Consider the following 16,843-nt stretch of genomic DNA (forward strand, 5'->3'; position numbering starts at 1 on the left):
GTCGGCGCGGAGGGCCCTTGAGCATCGAATGGACGCGACGAAGCGCTCGCGTTCGGGCCCTGTGCGTCGGAGGGACGGGGCGTTGCGCCCGCGTGCACGGACGGCCCCTGCCCGTCGAGCGGACCCGGCATGGCGCCTGTCGGCGCGGAGGCCCCCCGAGCCTCGAACGGACGCGACATGGCGCCCATCGGTGCGGAAGCCCCCGGACCTTCGGCGGAGCGCGGCGCCGCTGCGGGCGCGCGGACTTCGGCCTGGACGTCAGACGCGAAAGTTCGCGGGACCGGAGCGACCTCCTGGCGCTCCGGACGTGCTCTTCGCGGCGCCTTCCGCGCCAAGGCCCGCCGACAGCCGCTCCACGCGGGCCAGCAGGTCGGGAATCGAACCGGCCGGGGACAGCTGGATGGCCTTGAGCAGCGCCATCTCCAGCGCCAGCCGGGGCTGCGCCGCTCGCGACACGTCCCAGATGCAGCCGTGCACGATGTCGAACAGCCGCGACAACTGCGCCGTGTCCGCCTCCTTCGCCAGCGCCACGAGCGCCTTCTGCTCGGACTCCGCGAGCTCCGCGGGCGCTTCCCCCAGCGACTTGGTCACGAAGAGGTGCCGCAGCTGAAGCGCCAGCTCCTCCGCCAGCCGCTTGAGGTCCAGGCCCCGGTTGAACACCTCGTCCACCCGGCCCAGCACGCGCCTGGCGTCCTTGCGGACCAGCGCCTCCGCGAAGTCCTGCACCACCGTGCGGTCGATGGCGCCCATCGCCTCCGCGACGGCCTCGTCCGTGGGGTTGGGGCCGCACGACGCCAGGATCTGGTCCAGCAGGCTCAGCGCGTCGCGCATGCCGCCTTCGGACTGGCGCACCACCAGCGACAGCGACTGCTCGGAGATGCCCGCGCCTTCCGCCTGGCAGATCTCCTTGAGCCGCTGGAGCATCCGCGCCGCGGAGATGCGCCGGAAGTTGTGGCGCTGGCAGCGCGACAGGATGGTGTCCGGGAGCTTGTGCGCCTCCGTGGTCGCGAAGATGAACTTCACGTGACCGGGCGGCTCCTCCAGCGTCTTCAGCAGCGCGTTGAACGCGGCGCCGGAGAGCATGTGGACTTCGTCGATGATGTAGATCTTGTGGCGGTCGCGCTGCGGCAGGTACTTCGCGTTCTCGCGAATCTCGCGCACGTTCTCCACGCCGTTGTTGGACGCACCGTCGATCTCCGCCACGTCCACGCTGGTGCCGGCGGTGATCTCCGTGCACGCCCGGCAGGTGCCGCACGGGGTCGCGGTGGGGCCCTGCTCGCAGTTGAGCGCCTTGGCGAGCAGGCGGGCGGCCGTCGTCTTGCCCACCCCTCGAGGGCCACAGAACAGGTACGCGTGCGCGACCCGGTCCATCTTGATGGCGTTCCCGATGGTCCGGACCACGTGCTCCTGGCCGGTCATGTCATCGAACTTCTGCGGGCGCCATTTGCGGGCGAGGACGAGGTAGCTCATGGGGACAACCATCTAAACACGGCGCGCGGAAGGATCCATGGAACGTCCACCTCCGCGCGCCGTGAGACGCACCCCGCCTCAGCGTCCGAGCGCCTGTAGCACCACGTTGGCCGCGTTGTGGCCCGCGGCCCCGATGACGCTGCCGGCGGGGTGGCAGCCCGCGCTGCAGAAGTAGAGCCCCTGCACCGGCGTCTCATAGGGCAGCCGGTCGGTGAACCCGCGCTTGTTGTCCACATGGTGGATGTGGCCGCGGGTGATGCCGAAGTGGGACTCGATCTTCGGCGGCGTGAGCGCGAAGTACTCCTGCACCAGGTCGCTGGTGCCGGGCGCGAAGCGGTCGCAGATGGACAAGAGGTGCTGCACGTAGCGCGCCTCCTCCTGCTCCCAGGTGGTGCCCTCCAGCTTCTCCGGCACCCACTCCACGAAGAGGGCGGAGTTGTGGTGGCCTTCCGCGTCCTTCAGGGACGGGTCCACCGTGGTGTGCACGTACCACTCGATGGAGGGGAACTCCGCCAGCCGGCCCGCCTTCGCCTCCTTGTAGCCGTGCGCCAGCGCGCCCAGCACGTCGTCCCCCTGGGGCAGCAGGTGGATGGTGGGCCCGAACTGGCCCCGGTCCTCCGGCAGACAGGTGAAGGTGGGGAGGGACTTGAGGCACAGGTTCACCTTCAGCGTGGTGCCCGGCGCGGACAGCCCGTCCACCATGTCCCGGTACTCCGGGGTCAACGCCTCCGTGTCCACCAGCTTCAGCGTGCGGAAGGGGTCCGCGTTGGAGACCACGACCTTCGCGGACAGCTCCTCGCCGTTCTCCAGCACCACGCCCTTCACCACGCCGCTCTCCACACGCACCGACGCCACCTTCGCGTTCGTGCGCAGCTGGGCGCCGTGCTTGCGCGCCAGCGCCGCGATGCGCTGGGTGACGGTGCCCATGCCGCCTTCGACGATCATCCACGTGCCGCCGCTGCCCGGCAGCCTGCAGAGGTTGTGCACCAGCAGGTTCATGCCCGTGCCCGGCGTGTCATAGCCGCCGTCCAGGCCGGAGAACGCGTCGGTGACGGCGTACATCGCCTTCACGAAGTCGGACTTGTAGCCAAAGCGCTCCAGGTACTCGCGCGCCGTGCCGCGACACAGCCGGATGAAGTGCTGGCGCAGGGCCGGGCGCACGTAGCGCTCCGCTGTCTCCTCCAGCGACACGGGCGGCAGGAGCCACGCGGGCGCCAGGTCCTCGCGCAGCGCCGCCAGCTCCTCGTTCATCGCGACGTGGGCGTTCCAGTCCGCCTCGGAGAAGAACTCGCGGAACTGCCGCTCCAGCTCCCGCTCATCCGAGCCGAAGAGCAGGTAGCGCTTGTCCATGGTGGGCAGGAAGTAGTGCGGGTCGCGGCGCTTGAGGGGCAGCTCCAGCTCCAGCTCCTTGAGCAGCTCCGGCGGCATCAGCCCCAGGAGGTACGCGCCGGTGGAGACGCCCAGCTTCGGGGCCGTGCGGAACGGGTACTCCGTCTTGCACGCGCCGCCCACCTGGTCCTTCTCCTCCAGCACGGTGACCGACAGGCCCCGGCGCGCGAGCATGGCCGCCGTGACAAGTCCGTTGTGGCCCGCGCCCACCACGATGACGTCTGGCATGGTCTTCCTCCTCAAGGGGAAAAGGCCGTTCCTACCCGAGCCGCGGCCTCCCCGACAAACACCGAGCGTCTTGCGCTGGACGCCGGGGCCGGAAAGAGTCGCGTCCGCCACGTGAACGCCCCCATCTCCGACGCGCCCCCGGTCCCCGTCGCTCCCCAGGCTCCGCTGGAAGTCCCGGCCCCCGCCGTCGAGTCGGGGCTGCCGGCGGGCCTCCGTGCGCTGGGCCTCCTCGCGGTGGCGCTGGTGCCGTGCGTCCTCGCGGTGCGCGAGCTGGGCCGCATCCACCCGGACGAGGTGTTCCAGGCGCTGGAGCCCGCCTACTGGCGTGTGCACGGGTACGGAGTGCTGGCCTGGGAGTGGCGCGACGGACTGCGCAACTGGGCCGTCCCCGGCGTGCTGGCCGCCTTCCTCAAGGTGGCGCACGGCTTCGGCGTCACCGACCCGCGCGTCTACCGGGGCTTCGTGGCGCTGCCCCAGCTCGCCCTGCACGCCTGGAGCCTGTGGGCCGTGTACCGCTTCGCGGAGCGCCGGGCGGGCCCGTGGGGTGGGGCGCTCGCGGCGCTGCTGGTGGGGCTGAGCGCGCCGGTGCTCCTCTTCGCCGGACGCACCCTGTCGGAGTCCTTCTCCGCGTCCTTCCTCCTCGTGGCCATGGAGGCCCTGGATCGGCCGGACACCGGACCGGACGCGCGCGTGCGCCGCGCGGGGCTCCTGGGCGGCGCGGCCCTGGGGCTCGCCGTGGTGGCGCGCTATCCGTCCGCCCTCTTCGTCGTCGCCGCGCTCGGGTGGCTGGTCGCCGGCCGGCGGTGGCGCCTGCTCGCCTTCACCTGCCTGGGCGGTGGCGTGGTGGCGGCAGGCCTGGGGCTGCTCGACTGGGGCACCTGGGGCACGCCCTTCCACTCGTTCCGGGCCTACGTGGACTACAACATCCTCTCCGGGAGGGCCGCCGCCACGTTCGGCGCCTCACCGCCAGGCTTCTACGTCAAGCCGCTGCTCCAGGCCGTGCCCCTCTGGGCCTGGGCCGCGCTGCCGCTGTCGCTCAAGCCCCTGCCGCGCTGGCGCGCGCTGTCCCTGCCGTTCACCTGTGCGGCCGTCTACACCGCCGTCCTCCTGGCCACGCCGCACAAGGAGGAGCGCTTCCTCTACCCGGGGCTCGTGGTGGCGCTGCTCGCGGCCGCCGCCCAGCTTTCCGCGTACCTCTCCGCGCTGCCCCAGCGGGGCCTGAGGAACGGGGGAGCGGCGCTCGCGCTGGCCCTGGGCTTCGTGCACGGCCAGGACTACCCCTCCAGCGACCTGCGCGCGGACCAGCTCCGCGCCATCGTCCGGGCCACCCGGGGCGACGCGACGGGGCTGCTCATCGTCAACGAGGGGCTGTGGGGCTCCGGGGGCTTCTTCTACATCGGCAAGAACATCCCCTGGCGCACCTGCGACTGGCCCCACGACGCGGCCTTCCAGGCATCCATCCGGGACCGCGCCTTCAACCGCGCCGTCACCTTCGAGGGCCGGGCCCTGCCAGAGCTCCAGGCCGCCGGCTTCCGCGTCGTCCGCGAGGTGGGGCGCGAGACCATCCTCGTCCGCGACTGAGACGGCCGGGCAGGGGAGGGCCAGCCCGCAAAGCCGAAGCGCCGGCATCCCCGGAGGGATGTCGGCGCTTCAGGTGAGACAGAACGGCCGGGACACACGCGGAAGTACGCTACCGTTGCTTCCTTCCGGACCTGGCGGGGTTCGCGCCCCCACGTTGTCCCGACCACAAAATCCGTGCTGCTGCTTCAAGATAACTACGGAGAGGGTGGGATTCGAACCCACGATACCCTTTCAGATATACACGCGTTCCAGGCGTGCGCCTTCAACCGCTCGGCCACCTCTCCAGAGACTCTGGAGCGGAGAGCGTAGGATTCGAACCTACGATACCGTTGCCGGTATGCCTGATTTCGAGTCAGGTGCCTTCGACCACTCGGCCAGCTCTCCAGTATTCAGTTGTCACGTCGCTTCGCGCGCAAGCGCTCGAAGAACGTCTTGAGAAGCTGGCGACTCTCTTCCGCCAGGATGCCGCTTGTGACCTGAAGCCGGTGGTTGTGCCGGGGCTCTTCCACCAGATTGTACAGCGAGCCGACAGCGCCCGCTTTCGGATCCATTGTACCAAAGACGAGTCGGGTGACACGAGACTGCACCAGCGCGCCGGCGCACATGGCACACGGTTCCAGCGTCACGTAGAGGGTCACCCCGGAGAGCCGCCACGCGTCACGCGCTTTCGCGGCGGCTGCGAGGGCAAGCATTTCGGCGTGAGCGAAGGGATTCCGGTCGCATTCGCGGCGGTTGTAACCCGTGCCCACGACGTTGCCGTCGAGCACCGCCACCGCACCGACCGGTACTTCCCCGAGTGAGGCTGCTTCCCGCGCGAGCTCTAGAGCCTGCTGCATGAAAGCGATGTCGTCACTCATGAGACGTGCGCGCCAACGAAGAAGTGGCGCTCCCTGGAGGATTCGAACCTCCGGCCTTCGGATTCGTAGTCCGACGCTCTATCCAGCTGAGCTAAGGGAGCATTTCTTCCGGCTGCTGCTTTACATCAAGTGGCGGAGAGAGAGGGATTCGAACCCTCGATACCCTTTCGAGTATGCAGGTTTAGCAAACCTGTGCCTTCAGCCTCTCGGCCATCTCTCCAACTCTTCTCTGTCAAAGAACCACGAAACTCAAGCTCAAAATCGGAGGCGGTAGGATTCGAACCTACGGAAGGCTTTCACCTTCTGCGGTTTTCAAGACCGCTGCCTTCAACCGCTCGGCCACGCCTCCACAGCAGGTGCCGCTCGGTTCCCGGCGGGCCAACCGCGCCCGTGGGGCCGCCCTTCTACATCATTTCTTCCCTGTGGCAAGAGAGATGTTGGCCCCTTTTCACGCAAGGGGCCCCATTTCCCTGACTAGAGGGGGCGCAGCTCCTTCAGCCCGCCCATGTACGGCACCAACGCCTCCGGGATGGCGACGCTTCCGTCCTCCCGCTGGTAGTTCTCCAGGATGGCGATGCTCGTGCGCCCCACGGCCAGCCCGCTGCCGTTGAGGGTGTGCAGCAGTTGGGGCTTGTCGCCCTTCTGGGCGCGGAAGCGGATCTTCGCGCGGCGGGCCTGGAAGTCGCCGCAGTCCGAGCAGGACGAAATCTCCCGGTACGCGCCCTGGCCCGGCAGCCAGACCTCGATGTCGTAGGTCTTCCGCGCGCCGAAGCCCATGTCCCCGGTGCACAGCAGCATCACGCGGTGGTGCAGCCCCAGCCGGCGGAGGATGTCGCACGCGTCGTCCGTCATGGCCTCCAACTCGTCCAGGCTCTTGTCCGGCTGGGCGAACTTCACGAGCTCCACCTTGTGGAACTGGTGCTGGCGGATGAGGCCGCGCGTGTCGCGCCCCGCGGCGCCGGCCTCCGCGCGGAAGCACGGGCTGAAGGCGCAGTAGCGGATGGGCAGCTGCTCGCCGTCCAGGATCTCGTCCGCGTGGTAGTTCGTGACGGGGACTTCCGAGGTGGGGATGAGGAAGCGCTCGGGGTCGCCGGACGTCTTGAAGGCGTCGTCCTCGAACTTGGGCAGCTGGCCCGTGCCCATCATCGTCTCGCGCAGCACGAGGTAGGGCGGGAGCAGCTCCGTGTAGCCCTTGGACGTGTGCACGTCGATCATGAACGTGACCAGCGCGCGCTCCAGCCGCGCCAGCGCGCCCTTGTAGAAGGTGAAGCGGCTGCCGGACACCTTCGCGGCGCGCTCGAAGTCGAGCATGCCCAGCGACTCGCCCAGCTCGAAGTGCTGCTTGGGCGTGAAGAGGAGGTTCGGCTTCTCACCCCACGTCTTCACCTGGAGGTTGTCGTCCGCGCTCGCGCCCACCGGGACGGACTCGTGGGGCACGTTGGGGATGACCAGCAGGATGCGGTTGAGCTCCTCCTCCACTTCCTTGAGGCGGGCCTCCTTCTCCTTGATCTCCTGGGAGACGCCGCGCAGCTCGCCGCGCAGCTTCTCCATGGCGGCCGGGTCCTCCTTGGCCTTGCGCTTCATCTCGTCGTTGGCGGCGTTGCGGCGCGCGGCCAGCGACTCCATGGAGACATAGAGGTCGCGGCGCTCCGTGAAGAGCGCCTGGAAGGGGCCGAGGTCCAGGCTGCCGCCCCGCGTCTTCAGTCGGGCGACGACCGCATCGAAGTTCTGCGCAACGTTCCGGAGGTCCAGCATAGGGGCTCGCCTTGTAGTCATCCCGGGCGCGGGCCGGCAAGGCTCACCACGCACCGGGTGCTCAAGGCCGGACGCCCCCAGGGCCCGGGGACTGACCCGAGGGGCCCCGCCGACGGCCCGGGAGGGCGAGGAGAGAGCCCTCCCGGAAGGCCGGGCTCAGTGTTCGAGGTCGTAGATTTCGTCCTCGATGTCCTTCCTGTCCGCCGCGTCCGGCTTCTTCGCCAGGTACTCCTTGAAGGCCGTGATGGCGTCCTTGCGCTTGTTGCGCTCCTTGTACGCGAAGCCCAGGTAGTAGAAGGACTGGGGGTTCTCCGGCTCGGCGGTGGTGGCCTTCTTGTACCAGTCGATGGCCTTGGCGTGCTGGGCCTGCTCCGTATAGGCGCGAGCGACCTTGTAGTAGACGTACGTGAGCTTCGGATCCGCCTTGAGCGCCGACTGGTAGCGGCGGACGGCGTCGTCCCAGCGGGCGGCGCTGAAGAGGGCGTCGCCAATAGCGCCCATCACCCGCGTGCGCTGCGGATCCGCCTTGAGGCTGGCCTCGAAGGAGGTGATGGCGTCGTCGAACTCACCGCGCTCCAGGTACGCGTGGCCCAGGGCCTCGTGCGCGTCCGCGTAGGTGGGCTCCAGCTCGACGGCGGCCTTCCACTGCTCGATGGCCTCCGGCAGCCGCTTCGCGTCGCGCAGGATGACGCCGTAGGCGTAGTGGTAGTCCGGGCGCTTGGGCGCGCGGTCCACGGCGGTCTTCATGCTGTCGAGCGCCTGGGTGTACTCCGAGCGCTTCGCGCGCACGAGGCCCAGGTAGTAGAGCGCCTCGTGGTTGGAGGGCTCGTTGCGCAGCGCGAGGCCCAGGTTGCTCTCCGCGCCGGACAGGTCGCCCTTCTCCAGGAGCACCGCGCCCAGGGTGATGGGCGTGGTGATGGAGCGGGGGTCCTCCGCCTTGGCCTTCTCCAGCTCCGCGGCGGCCTCATCCAGCCGGTGCAGCCGCCAGAGCACGAGCCCGCGCTGCAGCCGGCCGTCCTTCAAGAGGTGCGGATCCAGCTCCAGGGCGCGGTTGGCCTCCGCCTCCGCGCGGGTCGCGTCGCCGTTGAGCAGCGCCACGCGCGACAGGCCCAGGTGGGCGTCCGCCAGGTTGGGGTCCAGCTGCACGGCGCGGTCGAACTCCTGCTGCGCGAGCAGGCTGTTGTTCTCTGCGAGCGCCAGCTCGCCCAGGCCCGCGTGCACGCCCGCCTGCTCCGGCGCCTGCTGCGCGGCGGCCTCCAGCAGGGCGCGCGCGTCCGCGTTGCGGTGCTGCCGCAGGTACAGGCGGCCCAGGTACAGGCCCGCGTCCACCAGCTTCGGGTCGGCGGCGGTGGCGCGCTTGAAGTGGCCTTCCGCCTCCGAGGGCTTGTCGAGCGCGTCCTCGATGCGGCCGTAGAGGTAGGCGATGCGCGCCTCGTTGGGGAAGCTCTTGCTGGCGGCCTCCACGGCGGTGAGCGCGTCCTGCATCTTGCCCGTCATCACCAGCGCGGTGATGTGGCCGTCCACGAACTCCAGGTTGTCGCTGTCCTCCTTCGCGAGCGATTCGAAGAGCGGCAGCGCGCCGTCGTAGTCGCGCTGCGAGCGCAGCACCTGGGCGAGCTGGGCCTTGATGAAGGTGGAGTCGGGGTTGTCCTTGAGGGCCTCCTTCAGCTCCGTCTCCGCCTCCTTGGGCTTGAACTGCTGGAAGAGGGCCACGCCCTTGAGGCCGCGGGCGCGGGCGCGCTCCGCCGGGCCCAGCGCGTCCTGGAGCTTCAGGGCGCTCTCCACGGCCTGGGCGCCCTGCTCGATGTTCGACTTGCGCACCAGGAGCTCCACCGCGGCCAGCTCCACCGCGGAGGCGGCGTGCTGTGGATCCGCGGCGAGCGCGTCCGCGTAGGCCTTGGCGGCCTCGTCGGCCTTGCCCTGCGCCTGGTACAGGTTGCCCAGCGCGTGGTGGGCCTTGGCGGACTTCGCGTCCTTCTCCAGCACCTTGGTCAGCGTGGCGACGGCGTTGGGGATGTCCTTCTGCTGCGCGTAGGCCTCCGCCAGCAGGAAGGAGAGCTCCAGGTCGCCCTGGTTGTCGTCGCGGACCGCGGCGTCCTGCAGGCGGCCCTGCACCTCCGCGGCCTTGCGCTGGGTGAGCGCGAGGCCAGCGGCGGTCTTGATGACCTCCACGTTCTTCTCACCCAGGAGCTCGATGGCCTCCATGCTCCGGGTGCATGTGGTGAGGTCGGTGCGGTCTCCGTCCGCGTAGCGGCGCTGCAGGTAGGCGACGGACTGGCACCAGAGGGCGCGGACCTCCGGGTACTCCTTCTGGGCCAGCGCTTGGGCGCTCTTGGCGCGCGCTTCCTTGTAGCTGGCGTAGGTGTCCTTCAGGAGGCCCTTGCGCGCCTCCTCGACGAGCTTGGCCTCCGGGGAGCCGGCGGACACGCGGGCCGGGAAGAACTTGTGGCGGCCGAAGGCGCCGTAGCGGCTGGCCTCGAAGCTGGCGCCGGTGCCCAGCACGAGCACGACCACTCCCGCGGCGATGAAGACGGGCAGGCGCTTCTTCCACTTGGCGTCGGCGGCGCTGCGGTCCACGACGGACACCGCGGCCATGCGCCCTTCGTAGAGCTGGCGCAGCCGCTCCATGCTGGCCTGGGGGTTGGCCGGATCCGCGCCCACGGGCACGTCCAGGGCCGGAGCGCCCGGGGCGGCCGCGAGGGGCACGGCCTTGGCGGGGCCCTCCATCAGCCGCTGGATGGCGGCGGCGAAGATGGGCACCGTGCCGATGGCGGACCACGCCTCCGAGTCCGGGGACACGTCCTCGTTGCCCAGGAGCTGGCCGTCCTCGAGCATCTTGACGATGACGCCCTCCTCGAACGGGCCGAACATCTTCCCGGAGCGGCGGCGCACGTGGAAGCGCTTCACCGGCGCGCGGCCACCGGCGTCCTTGCCGGCGCTGTCGTCGATGAAGCTGAGCATCTCCAGGCCGTCCGCGGGGCCCGCGGCGGGTGGGGGCGGCAGCGGCGCGGAGAGGTCCGCTTCCAGGTCATCCGCGGGCGCGGCGGTGGGGTCGAACTCCAGCGCGTCCGGCAGGCCCGTGGCCGCCGAGGCCGGCGCGGGCGAGGGGTCGCCGAAGTCCACGTCGCCGAAGTCCGTGGCGGGGTTGATGCGCGCGGGAGGCGGCGGCGCGGCCGGAGCGGGATCGCCGAAGTCCAGCTGGAAATCCGGTGCGGGCGGGGCGGCCGGGGGCGGCGACGAGAAGTCCACGGCGAACGGATCATCCGTGGGCACGGGCGCCTGGCCATACGCGGGCGGCGGCTCCGCGAAGTCGAAGGACACGGGCGCTGGCGCGGGCAGGTCCGAGAAGTCCATCGACGGGGGCGCGGCGGGCGCGGGCAGGTCGGAGAAGTCCATGCCCGGCGTGGGGGGCAGGGCGAAGGGGTCCTCGCTCGCGGCGGGTAGCCCGCCCAGGTCGTAGCCTGGGGCGGCTGGCGGCGGGGGCAGGGCGAACGGATCCGCGACGGGAGGCGGGGCCGCGTAGTCGGAGGTCGGCGGGAGGGCGAAGGGATCCGCCTCGGGCTCCGCGGGGGGCGGGGCCAGGGCGAACGGATCCGCCTGGGGCTCGGGGGCGCCGTAGCCGAAGGTCTGCGGGTGGGGGCGCGCGGCCGCCGCGGGGCCGTGGGCGTTGGACGGGTCGTTGATGTCGAAGGTGAACGCGTCCTCGGGGGCGGGCTGCGCGGGGACGGGCAGGTTGCCGTCGTCCGCGAAGTCGAAGTCGGGAGTGCCGAAGTCGGCCTCGGCGGGCGGGGCCGCGGCGATGGGCTCCTCGGAGAAGTCGAAGTCGCGCGCGGTGCCGGCGGGCTCGTTCGTGCCGTAGGTGACGGGCGCGGCGGACTCGGGGAAGGCGGCGTTGGGGACGGGGATGGAGACGACGCGGGTCACGTCCTCGCGCGGCTCGGAGAAGTCACTGGTGTCGACCGAGGAGAACTCACCGCTGCTCACCTCCGCGAAGTCGTCTTCCGAGGCGGTGGCCGGCGGCGCGGTGGCCATGTCGAAGCTGAACGAGTCGTCCGGAAGGGGCACCGGCGCGCCAGGGCCCGCGTCGAGCGAGATGGCCCGGGGCGCGGCCACGCCTGGCGAGGCTTCGCCATCGAAGGAGAACGGATCCTCGGGGACGGGCGGTGCGGCGGTGCCCGGCAGCGGGATGGCGGCGGAGCGCGGGGCCGCCGTACCGGGCAGCGGAATCGCCGCGCCCATGGGGATGGCGGCGGGGGCGGCACCGGGCAGCGGGATGGCGGCGGGAGGGGGAGCGGCGGCGCCTGGCAGCGGGATCGCGGATGCGGCAGGACCCGCGCCCAGGGAGATGGCGGAGGCCGCGGGGGCAGCGCTGCCCGGCAGCGGAATGGCGGCGGACTGCGGTGCGGCGCTGCCGGGCAGAGGGATGGCAGCGGACTGGGGCGCCGTGTTGCCCGGCAGTGGGATGGCGGCGGACTGCGGCGCGGCGCTCCCAGGGAGCGGAATGGCGGCGGACTGCGGCGCGGCATTTCCAGGCAGCGGAATCGCAGTGGACTGCGGCGCGGCGCTTCCGGGCAACGGGATGGCGGCGGACTGCGGCGCGGGGGCGCGGGTCGCGGCGGTGCCCGGGAGCGGAATGGCGGCGGACTGCGGCGCGGCGGCGCCCGGCTGTGGCGCCGCGGAGGGTGCGGCCTCGGGGGCTTCGGTGCCCGCGCCGTCGGCCTTGATGGGGAACGTGGTCTGGCACCGGGCGCACTTCAGCTTCGCGCCGCCGGGCGGGATCCGCCTGTCATCGATGTTGTAATTCGTCTGGCACGACGGGCAGGAGACTTTCATTGTTTTCCTTCGACGAGACCGGCTGGCGCGCGCACGCGCAGCAATGACGGGGCGGTGCGAGGGTCCGCGCGGCGCGTGCAGGCTAGCAGAGCCGTTTCAAGCCCGGAAAGAACGCGTCCTCGGGGCGCACCGTTGTCACCCAGCCGGGCAGGAGGCCGGGCGCCCGCCAACACCAGGGGTGTGCGTCCCTTTTCCAGGGCCCCTCCCGTGGTGGTAGACGGCGGCCCATGGATCCCATCGTCATCCTCGGAGCGGGTCTGGCGGGCCTGTCCACCGCCCTCTTCCTCCAGCGCCCCTGGCGCCTCATCGAGAAGTCCGACCGCGTCGGAGGCCTCATCAAGACCGAGGTCATCGACGGGTGTTACTTCGACCCCACCGGCCACTGGCTCCACCTGCGCGACCCGGAGATCCAGGAGCTGGTCGACACGCTCTGGCTCCCCGACCAGCTGGTGCGCATCCAGCGCCGGGCGGCCGTCTTCTCCCGCGACACCTTCACCCGCTTCCCCTACCAGGTGAACACCCACGGGCTGCCGCCGGAGGTCGTCGCGGAGAACCTCATCGGCTACGTGGAGGCCATCTACGGGGAGAAGGGCCGCGCCCTGCGCGAGCGCGACCCCGTCAACTTCGAGGAGTTCATCCTCCGCTACATGGGCGAGGGCTTCGCGAAGAACTTCATGCTGCCCTACAACCAGAAGCTCTGGACCGTGCACCCGCGCGAGATGTCCGCCGCGTGGGTGGGCCGGTTCGTGCCGCGCCCCTCGCTCAAGGAGGTCGTGGACGGGGCGCTCGGCGCGGGCAGTGATCAGCTGGGCTACAACGCGTCGTTCCTCTACCCGCGCGAGGGCGGCATCGAGAGCCTGGCCCGCGCGATGAAACAGCACCTCAAGGGCGGCGAGCTGAGCGTGCACACCGAGCCCGTCTCCATCGACTGGAAGGCGAAGCAGGTCGCGCTGTCGGACGGACGCACCGTGCCGTACTCGGGGCTGGTGTCCTCCATCGCGCTGCCCACGCTGGTGGAGCTCCTCGGGAAGGGCGCCGCTGGCGTGCCGGACGAGGTGCGGGCCGCCGCGAAGCGCCTGCGCGCGTTCATCGTCACGTACGTGTGCGTGGGGGCCCGGGGCGCGAACCGCCAGCCATGGCATTGGATCTACCTGCCGGAGCCGGAGTTCCACTCGTACCGCATCGGGGCGCCGTCTGCGGTGTACGCGCCCCTGGCCCCGCCGGACACGGCCAGCTTCTCCGTGGAGTTCAGCCACCACGGCGAGCTGTCCGTGGCGGACGCGGAGAAGTACGCGGTGGAGGACCTGGTGCGCTCGCGGATGATCCACTCGGCGGACGACATCCTCTTCGCGAAGGGGCGCCAGATTCCCAACGCGTATGTCCTCTATGACGACGCCTACGGCCCCGCGATGGCGGAGGTGAAGCGCTTCCTGGCGCACGCGGGCATCCTCGTCGCGGGGCGCTATGGAAAGTGGGAATACTCCTCCATGGAGGACGCCATCCTGGACGGGCGGGCTTGCGCCCGGACGCTGAACGGCTGACGCGGGGAGTCGTCTCCTGTCGACGGTGGTCCGGGGCCGTGCTAGGCCCCGAGGCCTTCTCTTCGCATCTCCGGAACCATGGCCCTGCACCTCTCCGTCGTCATCCCCGTCTACAACGAGGAGTCCATCATCGCCCAGGCAGCCGAGGAGCTGCGCCAGGGGCTGGATGCTCGCGGGCTCGACTACGAAATCATCTTCGCGGAGAACGGCTCGCGCGACGCGACGCCGCGCCTCCTGGAGGAGCTCTGCGCGAGGCACCCGCGCCTGCGCTGGTTCCACTCGGAGACGCCCAACTACGGCGTGGCGCTCAAGGCCGGCATCCTCAAGGCCCAGGGCACCTACGTGGTCTGCGATGAGATCGACCTGTGTGACCTGACGTTCTACGACGCGGCGCTGCCCCGGCTGGAGCGCGGCGAGGCGGACATGGTCGTGGGCTCCAAGGCGGCCAAGGGCGCGAGCGACCAGCGCCCCCTCATCCGCCGCGCGGCCACGCGGGTGCACAACAAGCTCTTGCGCGTGACGCTGGGCTTCCAGGGCACGGACACGCACGGCCTGAAGGCGTTCCGCCGGGAGGCGCTGCTGCCCGTCATCCAGAAGTGCGTGGTGGACATGGACGTGTTCGCCAGCGAGTTCGTCATCCGCGCGTGGCGCGAGGGGCTGAACGTCATGGAGATCCCCATCCAGCTCCATGAGAAGCGCCAGCCGTCCATCCACCTCTTCAAGCGCGTGCCCAACGTGCTCAAGAACGTGGGCAAGCTGTTCTACGTCATCCGCGTCCGCGGGACCTGAGCGGAGGGTTGCCTCATGACGGCGGCGCGCCTGGCGTCCATCTCCGTCGACCTGGATTCGCTGCCGCACTACTGCCGGATCCACGGGCTGCCCGAGTCCCTGCTCGACGCGCGCGCCCGCACGCTGGTGCACCGGGTGGCGGTGCCGCGCTTCCTGGAGCTGTTCGCGGCGGTGGGGGTGCCCGGGACGTTCTTCGTCATCGGCGAGGACCTGGAGGCGGACCCCGGCGCGGCGGACGGCATGCGGCGCTCCCACGCGGCGGGCGTGGAGGTGGCCAGCCACAGCCACGCCCATGACTACGCGCTCACCCGGCGCGGGGCGGAGGCCATCGCGGCGGACCTGGCGCGAGCGGACGCGGCCATCCAGCGGGCCGTGGGCGTGCGCCCGTCGGGGCTTCGCGCTCCGGGCTACACGCTGAACGCGGACCTGTACGCGGCCACCGTCCAGCAGGGCTACCTGTATGGTTCGTCCGCGTTCCCGGCGGCCCCGTACTACGCGGCGAAGGCGGCGGTGATGGGGGCGCTCGCGGCGCTGGGGCGGCCGTCGCGCTCCGTGCTGGACACGCCGCGGGTGTTGCTGGCGCCGCGCGTGCCGTACCGGCCGGACCCCGCACAGCCCTACCGGCGTGGCGCCGGGCCGGTGCTGGAGCTGCCCATGACGGTGACGCCGGTGGTGCGCTTCCCGTTCATCGGCACGTTCGCGACGACGCTGCCTCGCGGCACGATGCGCGCCGCGTACCGCTCGTGCCGGGCGGATGCCTTCTTCAACTTCGAGCTGCACGGCGTGGACGTGCTGGACGCCACGGACGGCATCCCGCCGGCGCTGGTGCGCCAGCAGCGAGACCTGCGCGTGAGCGCCGCGAAGAAGCTGGAGCGGCTGCGCAGCATCTTCCAGTGGCTGAAGGACGACTACGGCGTCGTCACCCTGCGCGACGCGGCGGCGCAGCTGGCCGCGTCGCTCTGATCAGCGGGCGGCCTTGAGGGCCTTCCAGTCCGCCTCGGCCTGATCCGCGTAGGCCTGCGCGAAGGCGACCAGCCGCTTCGTGGCCTCCTTCGTGTCCTGGCCCACCCAGTCCTCCAGGCGCGCGGCCTGCGCCTGCGTGTTGCCGTGGGCCCGGGCCAGCACGACGCCCGCCTGTTCGAAGGTGGAGCGCAGGGACTTCTTCTTCCCGAGCACGGCGTCGTCCAGCTTGTCCTTCTCCGGCTCCACCTCGCGCACGAGGAACGCCCGGCCGCCCATGGTCACCGCGCCCGTGAGCGGGCTCACCGCGCCGCCCAGCTCCTCCTGCGCCTTCACCACGTCCGCGCCGTTCGCGGGCACCGGCGGCGACGTCACCCCGGAGGCGAGCAGCTCCTTCAGCTCCAGCAGCACCGGGGGCGCCTTCGGATCCGCCGCGCCCAGGAGCACGTAGTCGCGCTCCAGGCCGTAGCTGCTGCCGCCCGCGTCCAGCCGCTCCGCCAGGTCCAGCACCTTCAAGGGCACGGCCACGCCCTCCGTGCCGTCCAGCGTCTTCTCGTAGGAGGCCAGCGCGGTGCGCACCGCCGCCTTGCGCTCCGCGTCCAGCGGCTTGAGCGTGTCCGAGTTGACGAAGCGAGGCCCCTTCGCGCCGTCGAGCTTCACGTACTTGGACAGGGCGTCCTTCGCGGACGCGTCGCGCGCCTTCTCGATGAGGTCCTTCACCGGGCCGGAGGACTCCTTCTTGTCCAGGAAGGCCCCCGGGTTCTTGTCGCCGTGCGCCAGCATCTCCAGCGTCTCGAAGTAGTTCCTGGCGAGCGCCTCCACCGCCTTCGCCTGCTCGCTGGCGGACAGTCCCGCCTCGCGCGCGGTGAGCACGGCGCTGGTGGCCAGGCGCGTGAGGTCCGCCTCCGGCGACGCGGTGCCCGTCTGGTCGAAGTCGTTGAGCCCCCACACCGCCTTGCCGTCCGGCCCCCGGAACGTGCCCAGGTTGCCCACGTGGGCGTCGCCCACCACGCGGATGTCCGGCGCGGGACGGTCCGTCAGCCGCGCGGCTTGCGCGTACGGGCCGCGCAGGTCCGCCTGGAAGAGGGCGGGCATGGCGCGGAACAGGGCGGAGGGGCTCTCGCGCATCTGCGCCAGCTTCTCCTTCAGGCGCGCGGGCGGCAGGTCCAGCCGCGCGTTGAAGTCGCGCACGAAGGTCACGGCCTGTGAGGGGGAGCGCTCCAGGGCGGGTGCCTTGGCCCGCTGGGAGGCTGGCGTGTTCACCGCCACTGTGTTGCCCATCCGTGACGTGGCGGCCTGGGGCTGGAAGTCGCTGACGTCGGAGGCCAGCCGCCCGGCGGCGGCACCGGAGGAGGCGAGCGTCAGCACCGTGGCGGCGACGGTGGAGCCCGAGGCGGACGTCCGGGAGGGCGGGGAGGGCTTGGTGGGGATGCGCATGGG

At 71.1% G+C, this 16,843-nt stretch carries 10 protein-coding genes, 5 tRNA genes and 1 other RNA gene; 4 read left to right on the forward strand and 12 right to left on the reverse strand.

The window, feature by feature from the left end:
• Nucleotides 1-258: 258 nt before the first annotated feature.
• Both dnaX and U8525_RS21970 read right to left on the reverse strand, forming a co-directional pair.
• On the reverse strand, nt 259-1,470 hold the full coding sequence (gene dnaX / locus U8525_RS21965; protein ID WP_374268246.1) for a DNA polymerase III subunit gamma/tau: 1,212 nt from the start codon (nt 1,468-1,470) through the stop codon (nt 259-261).
• Nucleotides 1,471-1,548: 78 nt separating this feature from the next.
• The gene (locus tag U8525_RS21970; protein WP_374268247.1) at nt 1,549-3,087 is read right to left on the reverse strand and encodes a phytoene desaturase family protein; all 1,539 of its coding nucleotides are present in this window, start codon (nt 3,085-3,087) and stop codon (nt 1,549-1,551) included.
• Between the two features lie 111 nt (nt 3,088-3,198).
• Here U8525_RS21970 and U8525_RS21975 point away from each other — a divergent pair, with 111 nt between their 5' ends.
• Entirely contained in the window at nt 3,199-4,668 is a 1,470-nt protein-coding gene (locus U8525_RS21975) for a glycosyltransferase family 39 protein (protein WP_374268248.1), read from the forward strand.
• 77 nt (nt 4,669-4,745) lie between these two features.
• On the opposite strand, the gene ffs is transcribed toward U8525_RS21975, so the two are convergent.
• The 9 genes from ffs to U8525_RS22020 all read right to left on the reverse strand — a co-directional run bounded on the left by ffs (nt 4,746) and on the right by U8525_RS22020 (nt 12,113).
• An RNA gene (ffs, locus tag U8525_RS21980) (signal recognition particle sRNA small type) lies at nt 4,746-4,838 on the reverse strand.
• A gap of 27 nt (nt 4,839-4,865) precedes the next feature.
• A tRNA-Ser gene (locus tag U8525_RS21985) sits at nt 4,866-4,952 on the reverse strand.
• Nucleotides 4,953-4,965: 13 nt separating this feature from the next.
• Nucleotides 4,966-5,052 (reverse strand) — tRNA-Ser (locus U8525_RS21990).
• 5 nt (nt 5,053-5,057) lie between these two features.
• Nucleotides 5,058-5,525: a tRNA adenosine(34) deaminase TadA gene (gene tadA / locus U8525_RS21995; protein WP_374268249.1), complete on the reverse strand. Its 468-nt coding sequence runs from the start codon at nt 5,523-5,525 to the stop codon at nt 5,058-5,060.
• Nucleotides 5,526-5,549: 24 nt separating this feature from the next.
• Nucleotides 5,550-5,626, reverse strand: a tRNA-Arg gene (locus U8525_RS22000).
• A gap of 29 nt (nt 5,627-5,655) precedes the next feature.
• Nucleotides 5,656-5,745 (reverse strand) — tRNA-Ser (locus tag U8525_RS22005).
• 42 nt (nt 5,746-5,787) lie between these two features.
• A tRNA-Ser gene (locus tag U8525_RS22010) sits at nt 5,788-5,874 on the reverse strand.
• A gap of 125 nt (nt 5,875-5,999) precedes the next feature.
• Complete coding sequence (gene serS / locus U8525_RS22015; RefSeq protein ID WP_374268250.1) at nt 6,000-7,280, reverse strand: serine--tRNA ligase; 1,281 nt, start codon at nt 7,278-7,280, stop codon at nt 6,000-6,002.
• A gap of 156 nt (nt 7,281-7,436) precedes the next feature.
• A complete protein-coding gene (locus tag U8525_RS22020) occupies nt 7,437-12,113 on the reverse strand; it encodes a tetratricopeptide repeat protein (RefSeq protein ID WP_374268251.1) in 4,677 nt (1,558 codons plus the stop codon).
• A gap of 227 nt (nt 12,114-12,340) precedes the next feature.
• On the opposite strand from U8525_RS22020, the gene U8525_RS22025 reads away from it, so the two are divergent.
• From U8525_RS22025 to U8525_RS22035, 3 genes are all read left to right on the forward strand, one after another.
• Nucleotides 12,341-13,654 (forward strand): NAD(P)/FAD-dependent oxidoreductase, encoded by a 1,314-nt coding sequence (locus U8525_RS22025; protein WP_374268252.1) that lies wholly within the window; start codon nt 12,341-12,343, stop codon nt 13,652-13,654.
• Between the two features lie 78 nt (nt 13,655-13,732).
• Nucleotides 13,733-14,443: a glycosyltransferase family 2 protein gene (locus tag U8525_RS22030; RefSeq protein WP_374268253.1), complete on the forward strand. Its 711-nt coding sequence runs from the start codon at nt 13,733-13,735 to the stop codon at nt 14,441-14,443.
• A gap of 15 nt (nt 14,444-14,458) precedes the next feature.
• On the forward strand, nt 14,459-15,406 hold the full coding sequence (locus tag U8525_RS22035) for a polysaccharide deacetylase family protein (RefSeq protein ID WP_374268254.1): 948 nt from the start codon (nt 14,459-14,461) through the stop codon (nt 15,404-15,406).
• On the opposite strand, the gene U8525_RS22040 is transcribed toward U8525_RS22035, so the two are convergent.
• Nucleotides 15,407-16,840 carry a DUF2252 family protein gene (locus U8525_RS22040; RefSeq protein WP_374268255.1) on the reverse strand — a complete coding sequence of 478 codons (1,434 nt, stop codon included), beginning with the start codon at nt 16,838-16,840 and terminating at the stop codon, nt 15,407-15,409.
• Nucleotides 16,841-16,843 lie beyond the last annotated feature (3 nt).

The sequence above is a fragment of the Corallococcus sp. RDP092CA genome (assembly GCF_041903675.1).
In the GTDB taxonomy this organism is placed as follows: Bacteria; Myxococcota; Myxococcia; order Myxococcales; family Myxococcaceae; genus Corallococcus.